11 protein-coding genes are annotated in these 12,369 nt (G+C 64.3%); 6 read left to right on the forward strand and 5 right to left on the reverse strand.

Features of this window, described 5'->3' with window-relative positions:
* Nucleotides 1–126: 126 nt before the first annotated feature.
* The 4 genes from J7655_RS00130 (at nucleotide 127) to J7655_RS00145 (ending at nucleotide 3,154) form a co-directional block, all read left to right on the forward strand.
* A complete protein-coding gene (locus tag J7655_RS00130) occupies nucleotides 127–330 on the forward strand; it encodes a DUF1127 domain-containing protein (protein ID WP_230926029.1) in 204 nt (67 codons plus the stop codon).
* A gap of 81 nt (nucleotides 331–411) precedes the next feature.
* Entirely contained in the window at nucleotides 412–735 is a 324-nt protein-coding gene (locus J7655_RS00135; RefSeq protein WP_230926030.1) for a DUF2388 domain-containing protein, read from the forward strand.
* A gap of 146 nt (nucleotides 736–881) precedes the next feature.
* Nucleotides 882–1,202 carry a DUF2388 domain-containing protein gene (locus J7655_RS00140; RefSeq protein ID WP_230926031.1) on the forward strand — a complete coding sequence of 107 codons (321 nt, stop codon included), beginning with the start codon at nucleotides 882–884 and terminating at the stop codon, nucleotides 1,200–1,202.
* Complete coding sequence (locus J7655_RS00145; RefSeq protein WP_230926032.1) at nucleotides 1,199–3,154, forward strand: DUF7844 domain-containing protein; 1,956 nt, start codon at nucleotides 1,199–1,201, stop codon at nucleotides 3,152–3,154. Before J7655_RS00140 ends, J7655_RS00145 begins: the two co-directional genes overlap by 4 nt.
* A 166-nt stretch (nucleotides 3,155–3,320) precedes the next feature.
* On the opposite strand, the gene J7655_RS00150 is transcribed toward J7655_RS00145, so the two are convergent.
* On the reverse strand, nucleotides 3,321–3,725 hold the full coding sequence (locus tag J7655_RS00150; protein ID WP_230926033.1) for a GFA family protein: 405 nt from the start codon (nucleotides 3,723–3,725) through the stop codon (nucleotides 3,321–3,323).
* Nucleotides 3,726–3,832: 107 nt separating this feature from the next.
* Here J7655_RS00150 and J7655_RS00155 point away from each other — a divergent pair, with 107 nt between their 5' ends.
* A complete protein-coding gene (locus J7655_RS00155) occupies nucleotides 3,833–4,699 on the forward strand; it encodes an AEC family transporter (RefSeq protein WP_230927636.1) in 867 nt (288 codons plus the stop codon).
* Nucleotides 4,700–4,715: 16 nt separating this feature from the next.
* Here J7655_RS00155 and J7655_RS00160 read toward each other — a convergent pair whose 3' ends face one another.
* Nucleotides 4,716–5,456, reverse strand: a complete 741-nt coding sequence (locus tag J7655_RS00160) for a substrate-binding periplasmic protein (protein WP_230926034.1) — start codon at nucleotides 5,454–5,456, stop codon at nucleotides 4,716–4,718.
* Between the two features lie 169 nt (nucleotides 5,457–5,625).
* On the opposite strand from J7655_RS00160, the gene J7655_RS00165 reads away from it, so the two are divergent.
* Nucleotides 5,626–6,756 (forward strand): PilT/PilU family type 4a pilus ATPase, encoded by a 1,131-nt coding sequence (locus J7655_RS00165; protein ID WP_230927637.1) that lies wholly within the window; start codon nucleotides 5,626–5,628, stop codon nucleotides 6,754–6,756.
* Between the two features lie 22 nt (nucleotides 6,757–6,778).
* Here J7655_RS00165 and J7655_RS00170 read toward each other — a convergent pair whose 3' ends face one another.
* The 3 genes from J7655_RS00170 to J7655_RS00180 form a co-directional block, all read right to left on the reverse strand.
* On the reverse strand, nucleotides 6,779–8,287 hold the full coding sequence (locus J7655_RS00170; RefSeq protein WP_230926035.1) for an NCS2 family permease: 1,509 nt from the start codon (nucleotides 8,285–8,287) through the stop codon (nucleotides 6,779–6,781).
* Between the two features lie 268 nt (nucleotides 8,288–8,555).
* Entirely contained in the window at nucleotides 8,556–11,114 is a 2,559-nt protein-coding gene (locus J7655_RS00175; RefSeq protein WP_230926036.1) for a TRAP transporter permease, read from the reverse strand.
* A 146-nt stretch (nucleotides 11,115–11,260) separates the two neighbouring features.
* Nucleotides 11,261–12,232 (reverse strand): TAXI family TRAP transporter solute-binding subunit, encoded by a 972-nt coding sequence (locus J7655_RS00180; protein WP_230926037.1) that lies wholly within the window; start codon nucleotides 12,230–12,232, stop codon nucleotides 11,261–11,263.
* Nucleotides 12,233–12,369: the final 137 nt, after the last annotated feature.

The following is a 12,369-nucleotide window of genomic DNA, read 5'->3' on the forward strand; positions in this document are numbered from 1 at the left end:
CGTAAGAGCGGTACAGTTGCCATAAGGCCTTCACTGCTCCCGCACAATTACCTTCGTTTGTATCTGCTCGTCTGAGCACGCGTGCGGGATCATGAGCTGCCCCTTGTCTCCCGACAGGAGAACGCCATGGATCGCATTCACCGCCCCCTTTCGCAGCCTGAGCACAGTACCGTCCTGCACTGGCTGAGCCTCTATTCGCGGCTACGTCACTGGCAACGCAACCGACGCACCCGCCAACAGCTCGCCCTGCTCAACGATGAGCAATTGGCCGACGCCGGCATCAGCAGCGTTCAGCGCGAAGAAGAACTGGCCAAACCCTTCTGGCGCTGAGCCAGCAATGGAGCCACGAGGGCCATTGGGCTAAGATTTGCGGGTGCGCAAAACAGCGACCCGCCTATCGGAGTTATCCCAATGCACCTGAAGCAATCTCTCATTGCCGCCCTGCTCTCGGTCGGCCTAGCAGGCAGCGCCTGCGCCAGCAGCCTGGTCGCGACCACCGACACTCTGGGCGGCGCCCTGGCCGGCACCGTCGAGGTCACCTCGGACGCGACCAGCTCGTTGCGCGACATGAAACAGCTGCGCGCGGCACGCGACGATGCCGCCAGCTTCGTCGCCAGCAACGGCGCCATTCGCAGTGCCCGACTCGAAGCGGCCCTGCTGCAGATTCGTAGTCACGCTGTGGAATTGGCAGCGGCTGACGACCTGACCCTGGCCCAGGCCATTCTCAGCCTGTGAAAACTTTACACACGTCTGGCCAATGACGCGTAGCTGACCGTCAGCGCTGCGCCCCGTACACTTCGCCCACCTGCCCGGCAGCGGGGAACCGCGCCGGCCTGCCTACGTCAAATCGTCCGTTCTGCCGTTCTCGGAGTGTCTTACCCATGCGTCGTTCATTCGTCATCGCCGTCACCGCCTGCGCCCTGTTCAGCGGTATCGCCCAGGCGCAAACCGTGGTTGCCACCAGCAACATCGTGGTGCGTGCCCTGGATCGCAGCATCAACTTTACCTCCGACACCACCACCTCGATTCGCGACATAAAAGCCGTGGTACAGGCCCGTGACGACGCCGCCAGCTTCGTCGCCAGCGCCGGTGAAATTCGCGGTGCACAATTGGAAGCTGCGCTGCAGAGCATTCGCCAGCAACTGCCCGAAGCACAGAGCGCCAGCGACCTGCAACTGGCCGAAGCCATTCTCGCCCTGTGACCCATCTGCTCGCCTGGTGTTGTGGCGCGCTGCTGGCATGCGCCGCAGGCGTCGCCCAGGCGCAGTTGCGCCTGGCGCTGGACGACAGCGCCCTCGACGCTGAGCAACGCCAGGCCAGCCAGTCACTGCTGGATGAAGCAATGGCTGCCTTGCCGCCGCGCTTCATCGAGCAACTGGACCGTGAAGTCAGGGTCAGCTGGCGTGCCGGACTGCCCCCGGAGGTCTACGGCCAGGTCGGACGCTTCAGCGGCATCGAGCTTAACGCCGAACTGCTGCCGAAACTGGTCGATGGCTCGGCGGCACGTAACCAGACCAGTCGCCCGCACGGCACCCAGCGCCAGGAACTGCTGGCCACCCTGCTGCATGAACTGACCCACCTCTACGACCGTGCACGCCTGTGGCCTGCGGCCGAGCGTCGCCACATCAGCCGCTGCCGCCAGCACGCCCGCTCGCTGGGCCTGGTCGGGTTGCCGGAGGATTGCCGTGGCCAGAGCGAACGCCGCTTCACCCTCAGCGACGACCCGCGCCTGCTCGACCTGGCCGGCTGGCAGCAACGGGTTGGCCAGCGTGGCGCACGCGATCTGGACAACGGCCAGGTCGCCCGCAGCCCGGACAGCTACGAGCTGAGCAACCCGCTGGAATTCGTTGCGGTCAACCTCGAATACTTTCTGCTCGACCCCAGCTACGCCTGCCGTCGCCCCTCGCTGGCGCGCTATTTCCGCGAACACTTCGACTGGACGCCGCCCAGCGAACACTGCAGCAACGACTATCCCTACCTCAACGCCGGGCGCGACTTTGCCCTGCAGCCGCTGGGCCGGCTCGACCCCGAGCGCGTATACGAGGTCGACTACCTGCTCGCTGAAGCCAACGATGCCTGGATGAGCCGCTGGGGGCACAGCATGCTGCGCCTGGTGGTCTGCGCACCGGGCCGACCGCGCGGCCCGGATTGTCGCCTGGATCTCGACCACCATCTGGTGCTGTCCTATCGCGCCTTCGTCGGCGATGTGCAGCTGTCGAGCTGGGATGGGCTGACCGGCGTCTATCCGTCGCGTCTGTTCGTCCTGCCGCTGGAACAGGTGATCGATGAATACACCAAGGTCGAGCTGCGCAGCCTGGCCTCGGTACCGCTGCGCCTGTCGCGCGATGAGCTCGAACAGTTGGTAGTCCGCGCCGCCGAACAGCACTGGAGCTATGACGGCGACTACTACTTCGTCTCCAACAACTGCGCGGTGGAAACCCTCAAGTTGCTGCGCAGCGGCACCAGCAATCCGCACCTGCAGGCGCTGGACAGCATTCTGCCCAACGGCCTGCTGGAGTTGATGGATGCACGCGGCCTGGCTGACACCCGCGTGCTCGATGAGCCACGTGAAGCACTGCGCCTGGGCTATCGCTTCGACTCCTTCCGCGAACGTTACCAGGCCATGTTCGCCGTGCTGCGCCAGCGCCTGCCGATCCAGCACGGCAGCGTCGAGGCCTGGCTGGAACAGCCTGCAGCGGCGCGCAGCCAATGGTTCGCTCAGGCCGATCTGCGCGCCAGCGCTGCCCTGTTACTGCTGGAACAGGCCGCACTGCGCCGGCAATTGCTGCTGGCCCAGGATGAACTTAAGCGGCGCTACCTCACTGGCCGCGCGGCGGGCGATCCAAATCTGAACAAGGCCGGCGCCGCGCTGGAGCAGATCCTGGCCAACAGCGGCTTTCTCAGCCGGCCGGCCGAACTGCTCGAAGGCGGCTACGGGCTGCCGCAACAGCAGGAATGGGAGCGTCTGGAGGCGAGCAGCCGCGCGCGCCAGCAGCAACTGCGCCAGCTCAGCGATGAACTCGACGGTGAAGTACGCAACCTGCTGCAACCCGAACGCCTGGCCGAGCTGGAGGCCAACGAGGCCAACCTGATAGCGCTGGGCACACACCTGCGCGCCCTGCACAAGGCCAGTGGCGGCCTGGAGTTGCCCTAGCCTATCGAGTAGCCCGGATGAAATCCGGGGCAATCAGCTCCGCAGCAGCCGTTCGTAGGAGCCCCGCCCCGGGGCGAAGCTTTTCGAGCCTGTAGTGCCACGATTCGCGGCGGGGCGCCGCTCCAACAGCAGCGTCCCGGATTGCATCCGGGCTACGGTCGACACCCTAGGGTATCAACTCCTGATCCTCTTCCGGCAACTGCGGATCGACCGTCAGCCAGGGCAACCGGCTGCCCACCCAGATATGCCGATCCGCCGGGGCTTGCTCCGGTTCGTCCAGCGTGGCCACGGTTACATCCAGCGTATCCGGGCTGAGCGAAGTGAACAGTGCTAGATGGGCGCCGCAGTCCGCGCAGAAATAGCGTATGCAGCTGGCTGATGAGGCGAAAGTTTTCGGCGTGCCGCGCAGCCAGTGAAATGCCTGGCGCGGCACCGTGACCCAGGTGGTGAGAATGCCGCCGCTGCTGCGTCGGCAGATCGAGCAGTGGCAGTGGGCGATATCCGTCAACGGCGCATCGACCCGATAGCGCAGTGCACCACACTGGCAGCCGCCCTGATGCTCCACCGTCATCCCGCCTCCGCCTTGCATTGCCCTGCGCCGCTGCCCAAGATAGGCGCTCACCACCACCGGGGGTTGCCGTGATAGACCTGTTGCTGGCCTTGTGGCCGCTGTTCGCCATGATAGTCGCCGGCTACTGGTTGCGCCTGCGCGAGTTCCCCAGCGAAGCCTTCTGGCCCGGTGCCGAACGCCTCAACTACTTCATCCTGTTCCCTGCCCTGCTGTTCTCCAGCCTGGCCCGTGCGCCGTTGAACAATCCGGCGTTGCCGCGCCTGGCGCTGGCGGTACTGCTCGGTCTGGGCATCGCCTGGCTGGCGCTGCTGCTGGTACGGCACCTGCGCGGTTGGCCGGCAGGACGCTTTGGCGCCTTCACCCAGGGTATCCTGCGCTTCAACACCTACCTGGGCCTGGCGGCGGTGGGCAGCCTGTTCGGTCAGGAGGGGCTGACCCTCGCCGCACTGATGCTGGCCCTGATGGTACCGACGGTGAACGTGCTGTCGGTATGGTCACTGACTGCCGAGCGCGGTGTCAGCGCACGCAGCCTGCTGCTGCCGATCATCAAGAATCCGCTGATCCTCGCTTGCGTCGGCGGCGCGCTGTTCAACCTCACGGGCATCGGCTTGCCGGGCGGCACGGATCGCCTGCTCAGCCTGCTCGCCGCCGCCAGCCTGCCGCTGGGTTTGCTCTGCGTCGGCGCGGCACTCAAGCCGGAGCAGCTCAGCGGCGAGATTCCCGCATTGGGCTGGAACAGCGCCCTGCGCTTGCTGGCGATGCCACTGCTGGCCTGGGCCGTGGCCTGGGCGCTGGCCCTGCCGGCCATGGAGAGCGCCGTGCTAGTGCTGTTCTTCGCCCTGCCCACGGCACCGACCGCCTATGTGCTGACCCGCCAGCTCGGCGGCGACAGTCAACTGATGGCCGGCATCATCACCCTGCAGACGCTGTTGGCGGCCGGCAGCCTGGTGGCGATCATGATGTTCTTGGCCTGATTGACCAGCACCGGCGCTACTCCACGTAGCTCTCGATCAGCCGCTGATATTCACCGCGTGCCTTGAGCGCCTCGAGCCCATGATTGAAGCGCTCGATCAACTCGGTAGCACGCGGATGCTGCCGCGAGACGATGAAGTGCAGCGTACTGCTCTGAAACGGTACCCGTGACCGGTGAAACTGCGCCAGATCAGCGCCAGCGCTGTGCAAAGCACTGCCTCCCAGGTTACGGTCGGCAATGAACAGGTCGTCACGTTCGAGCAGCAGCAGCCGTGCACATTCCTGCAGACCCAGTGGAGAATGACGGCGCAGTACGCCCTGCTCGACCATTTGCTGGATCGCCGCCGGCGGCTGCCAGCCCAGCGGATAGCAGAGTCGCCGGCCGATCATAGTGGGCAGATCATCGAGTTCGATGTGATCACCGGCCCGGCTGAAGATGTATGGTTCGGCCACATAAATGGGCGCCGAGTAGAGAAACTCCGCTTCGCGCTCGGCCGAGCGAATGTAGGGAAAGGTGGCATCGTATTCAACACGCCTGGCCTTCAGGTAGCCACGGTTCCAGGGCAGCCAGTCGAGCGTGATGGCCATCCCCTGCTCGGCCAGCGCCGCACGTACCACCTGAGTGAGCATGCCCTGACCCGGCAGCGCCTTGCCGGTGAATGGCGCATAGTCATCGCCCGTCGCCAGGTGTAGCACCTCAGCTCGCGCGGATACGCACAACAGCAGGCTCAGTAGAACCGCATTCCATGATCCCACCATCGTTCTCCAATCAGTGGCGTGCAATCGCCTTCATGCTCCGGCACATTGACTCTTGCTCTGGGCAGCACGGCTGTCCAGTGCAGACAGGCTATATTGGGCGACAATTCGCTCCGTTCTCTTGAAACGTACGGCTATCCTTGCTGCAACACGAATGAGCCAAGACATGCCAATGAATGAATCCAGCGCCCACGACCAGCCCGATGTTTTCCCCTACCTGCAGTTGATGCACCAGCACGGCGGTTCGGATCTGTTCTTCAGCGTCGGCGCCCCGCCGCACATGAAGGTCGAAGGGCACAGTCAGCCGGTGGGCCAGCGCATCATGAAGGCCGGTGACGTACAGCAACTGGCCTATCAGTTGATGACGCAGAAGCAGATCGCCGAGTTCGAACGCGACCTGGAGATGAACCTGGCCGTCAGCCTACAGGGCGCCGGGCGCTATCGAGTCAACGTCTACTATCAGCGTGGCGAAGTGGCCATGGTGGTGCGCCTGATCAAGAGCGAGATTCCCGGCTTCGAGGCGCTCGGTCTGCCGAAGATGCTGGAAAAGCTGGCCATGCAGGATCGCGGGCTGATCCTGGTCACTGGCGCGGCAGGCTCGGGCAAGTCCACCACCCTGGCGGCGATGCTGGATTTTCGCAACCGCCACAAGAGCGGGCATATCGTCTGCATCGAAGACCCCATCGAGTTTCTCCACAGCCACCAGCGCTCGATCATCGACCAGCGTGAAGTCGGCCTGGATACCCACAGCTTCGCTGATGCCCTGCGCAACGTGCTGCGTGAGGCGCCGGACGTGATCATGCTTGGCGAAATCCGCGACGCCGCCACCATGCAGCATGCCCTGCACTACGCCGAAACCGGCCACCTGTGCGTCGCCACGCTGCACGCCACCAGCAGCAGCCACGCCATCGAGCGGATCGCCCGCTTCTTCCCCGACGATGCACGCAAGCAGGTGCTGGCCGATGTGGCGCACAACCTGCTGGCGGTCATTGGCCAACGTCTGGTGCCAGGTATCGCCCAGAAGCGCGTGGCAGCCGTGGAGCTGATGCTCGGTACGCCCTATATCCGCGACCTGATCCAGCGCGACGAGCTGGAGGAGTTGCGCGAGGCCACGGCGCGCGCCTCCGAACAAGGCCTGCAGACCTTCGACCAGCACCTGTTCGCACTGCTCGAAGCCGGGCGCATCAGCCTGGCCGAAGCACTCAAGTTCGCCGACTCGCGTACCGACCTGAGCCTCAAGTTCAAACTCGAACGCGGCTTCTCCGCCGACGACGCCGAGCTCAAGGTGCTGCGCGACGGCTGAGCGGCACCGATGGTCAGCGCCTTCAGTCGGCGCTGCTCACCCGCTCCGGCGCGGCCGGCTCCACCCCGCGCCAGGCATACCAGGCGAAGAACAGCGCCATCAGCAGGTAGCCGTGAACGAAGTCCGGCGCGGCATACCAGGCCAGTTTCGGTGCATGCATCAGGCCGACGAAGGCCATGCCCGCAGCGATCAGGGCAAACACCGTGGCCCGGCGGAACTGCCGGTCGATCACCGCCACCGTCATGGCGCCGAGCAGGATGGCACTGAACATGGCGCCCTGACCCAGCGCGCCGATGGCGCTGGAAATGCCCTCGACCACCTCCGGAGCGCCCCGGCTGAAGCGCGTCATCAGGTAGTTGGCAAAATACGGCAGCATCGCCAGGGCTACCGCCGGGTAGTAGCGCGCCTGATTGCTGTTGAACGCGGTGGCGATCATCGACATGCCGACGAACACCAGAATCGGCGCCACCACCGACACCGGAATCAGCGCGGCGATGAAGGCGATCAGGCCAAACAGGGTGGCGAGAATGTACACCGCGCCGTTGAGCAGGCTGTAGCCACGCCCGGCGCCCATCCATTTCGAGCCCACGGTGGCGATGTACACGGTGGTCGGGAACACGCCACCAAACAGCGCACCGAGCACCGTACCGAAGCCATCCACCGCCTGGCATTCGCCAACGTTGTAGCGGTCGCCGACCGCACTCATGGCTTCGACGTTGTTGATCGTCTCGATGGCGTTGTACAGGGTGATCGGCAGAATCACCGTCACCAGCGCCAACAGTGTGGTGAACAGCAGGCCCATGCCCTCGAACCAGGCCATGCTCGGCACCAGCGGATAGAAACCCAGGTGGGTGAAGGCGTCGCTGAACGTGCTGTCATCAGTGGCGCCGATCATGTAGGCCATGGCCGTGCCGATGACGATGGCGAACAGCGAAGCCGGCAGGCGGAACGGCATGCTCACCCGCGCCACCAGACCGACGATGGTGATGGCCAGCACCAGCAGGCCGATCATCGGAATCTCCAGTGCCTTGAACAGCATCTCGCCGGCGATGAAGGTCAGCGCTACGCCCGCCACGGCTCCGAGCAGCGCCGGGCGCGGCAGGTGACGCTGCATCCAGCCACCGACCAGGCCACAGGCGGCTTCGATCAGGCCGCTGACGAAACAGGCCGCCACCGCCACCTTCCAGGCCATCTCGGCGTCACCGGTGAGGGTCTTGGCCGGCAGCAGCACCCCGAACAGAAAGACGAACATCACCGGCGTGCTGATGCCGTAGGACAATGCGGTGACATCGGCGCGGTTCTCCTTGCGCGCCAGGCGCGCAGCGCTCCAGGCGTAGTAGAAGTTACCGGCCATCACCGCCACTGCCGCACCGGGCAGCACCTGACCGAAGACGATCTCGGCGGGAAAGCCCATGCCCAGCATGCTGATGGCGATGATCACGAAGTTGGCGATGTTGTTCTGGAACAGGGCGAAGAACGCGTCGGTGTCTTCCTTCTTGTACCAGGGGTAATGCACGCGCGGCGTCGACATGCTGGCTGCGTCCTTGTTGTCTGAGTGGTCAGGGCGGCGAGTCTAACAACCTGGCAGGCGCGCATAAACGCACAAGGCAGCCGAAGCTCAATACCTGTCAGACAGGTTTCGCAAATCTCCTCTTGTGTAGGAGCCCCGCCCCGGGGCGAAGCTTCTGATTCTGCGTCGCCCAGGTTCGCGGTGGGGCGCCGCGCCTACGCAAATGGACGCATGATCAATAAACGAACAAGGCAGCCGAAGCTGCCTTGTTGTCAGTTGCCAGACTACGTTATGCGGCCTGCGCGACCATCCGGCGACGCTGCAGCAGCACAATCAGGCCGAACAGGGCCAGCCCCGGAATCCACATCAGCTCCTTCATCCAGCGGTCGGTCGGTGCCCGCACGTTGAGGATCTGCTGGTCGAACTCCAGACCGGCATCGGCGGCCAGGCTGCCGAAGGTGACGTTGTCCACCAGCACCTTGTCGCCCTCTTCGTAGAGGGCCAGGCCGAGCTTCTGCAAACGCTCCTCTCCGCTGGCACCATCAGGCACCGGCAGCAGCACGGTGAACTCGCGCGGATCGCCCACGGCGTTCTCGCCGAGAATGCGCAGACGCAGCGCACTACCATCTTCCACGCCATCGAGTGCCTGGGCCATCTGGGCGGGCGGCACGTCCTGATAGGGGTCGTGCAGCATGTCCATCCAGAAGCCGGGGCGGAACAGGGTGAAGGCCACCAGCAACAGCAGCAGGCTTTCGTACCAGCGGCTGCGCACCAGGAAGAAGCCCTGGGTGCCGGCGGCGAAGATCAGCATCGCCACCGTCGCCACGATGAAGATGATCACCCCATGCCAGAAGTCGACGTCGATCAACAGCAGGTCGGTGTTGAAGATGAACAGGAACGGCAGCGCGGCGGTGCGCAGGCTGTAGAAGAAGGCCACGATACCGGTCTTGATCGGGTCACCCTTGGACACCGCCGCCGCCGCAAACGAGGCCAGCCCCACTGGCGGCGTCACGTCGGCCATGATGCCGAAGTAGAAGACGAACAGGTGTACCGCGATCAGCGGCACGATCAGGCCGTTCTGCTGCCCCAGCGCCACCACCACCGGCGCCAGCAGGCTGGACACCACGATGTAGTTGGCGGTGGTGGGCAGGCCCATGCCCAGGATCAGGCTGAACACCGCCACTAGCACCAGCATCAGCAGCAGGTTGCCCATCGACAGCAACTCGACCAGATCCGCCAGCACCAGACCGACGCCGGTCTGCGACACCGCACCGACGATGATGCCGGCCGCTGCCGTGGCGATACCGATGCCGATCATGTTGCGCGCACCGGCGATCAGGCCTTCGCGCAGGTCGATCACGCCATCGATGAAGGTGCCATGGTCATGGCTGCCATCGCGACGCATCCAGCTCAGCAGCGGGCGCTGGGTGAGCAGGATGATGACCAGCATCACGCCGCCCCAGAAGGCCGACAGGCCGGGAGACAGGCGCTCGATCATCAGGCACCAGACCAGCACCACCACCGGCAGCAGGAAGTGCAGGCCCGAGAGCAGCACGGCGCGGGTCTGCGGCAGCTCTTCCAGCGGTGCGTTGGGGTCTTCCGGCGGCAACACCGGTACGCTGGCGGCGACTTTCAGCAGCGCCAGGTAGACCACCGCGAGCAGAACACCGATGACCGGCAAGGCATATTCGCCAAGTGCCGGCTTGAGCCAGCCGAGGCCGTAGTAGACGGCCAGCGACAGACCACTGATCAGTGCCGCACCGAAGGCGAAGCCGGTCAGGCGGCGCAGCCAGGGCTTGGGCTGGGCGCTGCCGATAGGCTGCAGGCCGAGCTTGAGCGCCTCGAGGTGAACGATATAGAGCAGCGCGATATAGGAAATCGCTGCAGGCAGGAAGGCATGCTTGATGATCTCCACATACGGCATGCCGATGTACTCGACCATCAGGAAGGCTGCAGCCCCCATCACCGGCGGCATGATCTGGCCGTTGACCGAAGAGGCCACTTCCACCGCGCCGGCCTTCTCCGAAGAGAAGCCGGTGCGTTTCATCATCGGAATGGTGAAGGTACCGGTGGTCACCACGTTGGCGATCGACGAGCCGGAAATCATCCCGGTCAGGCCCGACGCCAGTACCGCCGCCTTGGCCGGGCCACCCCGGAAGTGGCCGAGCAGGCTGAACGCCAACTGGATGAAGTAATGGCCGGCACCGGCGCGCTCGAGCAATGCACCGAACAACACGAAGAGGAACACGAAGCTGGTGGACACCCCCAGGGCGATGCCGAATACGCCTTCGGTGGTGATCCACTGGTGGTTGGCCAGGGCATTGAAGCTGACCCCGCGATGCGCCAGCAGGCCCGGCATGTAAGGGCCTGCCAGGCTGTAGATGAGAAACACCAGGGCGATGATCGCCAGAGGTGGGCCAAGCGCACGGCGTGTGGCCTCCAGCAACAGGGGGATACCGATGCAGGCGGTGACCAGGTCACCCGTGGTCAGGCTGCCGGGGCGCAGCGCCAGTTGCTGATAGAAGATGAACAGGTAGGCGGCACTGGCCGCGGCGACCAGGCCCAGAGCGATATCCAGCAGCGGCACACGATCACGCGGTGAGCGCTTGAACGCCGGATAGGCGAGAAACGCCAGCAGCAGGGCAAAGGCCAGGTGAATGGCGCGGGTCTGGGTATCGTTGAACACACCAACGCCGAAAATGAATGGCAGCGGCGAAGCGATCCACAGCTGGAACAGCGACCAGAGCAGCGCCAGGCCAGTAATCACCTGGGCCATCAGACCGACGGGCGAACGCGCGCCGACGTCCTGGGCAATCAGTTCTTCGGTGGACAGTTGCTTGTCATGCATGGGGCGAACCTGCATTTGAGTAAACGAAAACGGCAAAACCCGCAGGCCGCAGCCTACGGGTTTGCTTAACACTAGAAGCGAATCGGGCAATGCGCTCGCTGCGCATCACCCGTAAGCCCTGCGTCGGGATCGACAGGGCCGAAGGCTTACAGCCAGCCGCGTTCCTTGTAGTAACGCTCGGCGCCCTCGTGCAGCGGGGCAGTCAGACCGACCTTGATCATGTCGGCTTCCTTCAGGTCAGCGAAGGCCGGGTGCAGACGCTTGAAGCGGTCGATATTCTCGAATACCGACTTGACCAGTTGGTAGACCACTTCCGGATCCGCCTGGGCGCTGGTGGACAGCACGGCCTTGCCACCGATGGACGGCGTCGGCTGATCGTTGCCCTTGTACAGGCCACCCGGGATATCCGCCTTGGTGTAGTAGCTCTTCTCGGCCAGCAGCTTGTCGATCTCGGCGCCGGTCACCGGCACCAGCACGGCGTCGGTGGTGGTGGTGGCTTCCTGGATCGCGCCATTGGGGTGACCGACGAAATAGGTCATGGCATCGATGTTGTTGTCACCCAGGGCGCTGGCCTGCTCGGCTGGCTTCAGCTCGGCAGCCAGGGCAAAGGCGGAACGATCCCAGCCTTTGACGGCCATGATCTCCTCCAGGGTGTCACGCTGGCCGGAACCCGGGTTGCCGACGTTGACGCGCTTGCCCTTGAGGTCATCGAAGCTTTTGATGTTGGCATCGCGACGAGCGAGGATGGTGAACACTTCGCTCTGCAGCGAGAACACCGCGCGCAGATCGCTCATTGCACCTTCAGCGGCGAACGGTGCAGCACCATTCAGCGCCTTGTACTGGTGGTCGGACTGCATGATGCCGAAGTTGAATTCGCCACTGCGAATGCCGTTCACATTGGCCACGCCGCCGCCACTGGCCGGAGCGTTGCACTTGATGCCGTGCTCGGCCGAGCCACGGTTGAGGAAGCGGCAGATGGACTGACCCGCCACGTAATACACGCCGGTCTGACCGCCGGTACCGATGGTGACGAACTTTTCTTCGGCCTGTGCTGTGCCACTCAGGGCAGTACCCGCAAGCGCGGCAGACAGGACCCATGCCAAGGATTTGCCTTTCATGGGATATCTCCTTTCTCTGTTATTTTGAGCGAGCGCGCCTTGTGAGCGGCGTCAGGGAGGGAAGTCTAACCGCTCAGGACGAATATGCACGCCTTCTTGTCGAGCCGCTGGTAACTGCTTGTGTGAGCGCACAAGCA

Origin of the sequence: Pseudomonas wenzhouensis (assembly GCF_021029445.1) — a bacterium.
Taxonomy (GTDB): Bacteria; Pseudomonadota; Gammaproteobacteria; order Pseudomonadales; family Pseudomonadaceae; genus Aquipseudomonas; species Aquipseudomonas wenzhouensis.

Bases quoted from the DNA above. Each gene is read 5' to 3' on its own strand.
- J7655_RS00135 (WP_230926030.1), top strand. From the start codon at position 412: ATGCACCTGAAGCAATCTCTCATTGCCGCCCTGCTCTCGGTCGGCCTA.
- J7655_RS00180 (WP_230926037.1), bottom strand. From the start codon at position 12,232: ATGAAAGGCAAATCCTTGGCATGGGTCCTGTCTGCCGCGCTTGCGGGT.
- J7655_RS00140 (WP_230926031.1), top strand. From the start codon at position 882: ATGCGTCGTTCATTCGTCATCGCCGTCACCGCCTGCGCCCTGTTCAGC.
- J7655_RS00130 (WP_230926029.1), top strand. From the start codon at position 127: ATGGATCGCATTCACCGCCCCCTTTCGCAGCCTGAGCACAGTACCGTC.
- J7655_RS00175 (WP_230926036.1), bottom strand. From the start codon at position 11,114: ATGCATGACAAGCAACTGTCCACCGAAGAACTGATTGCCCAGGACGTC.
- J7655_RS00165 (WP_230927637.1), top strand. From the start codon at position 5,626: ATGAATGAATCCAGCGCCCACGACCAGCCCGATGTTTTCCCCTACCTG.
- J7655_RS00155 (WP_230927636.1), top strand. From the start codon at position 3,833: ATGATAGTCGCCGGCTACTGGTTGCGCCTGCGCGAGTTCCCCAGCGAA.
- J7655_RS00170 (WP_230926035.1), bottom strand. From the start codon at position 8,287: ATGTCGACGCCGCGCGTGCATTACCCCTGGTACAAGAAGGAAGACACC.
- J7655_RS00160 (WP_230926034.1), bottom strand. From the start codon at position 5,456: ATGGTGGGATCATGGAATGCGGTTCTACTGAGCCTGCTGTTGTGCGTA.
- J7655_RS00150 (WP_230926033.1), bottom strand. From the start codon at position 3,725: ATGACGGTGGAGCATCAGGGCGGCTGCCAGTGTGGTGCACTGCGCTAT.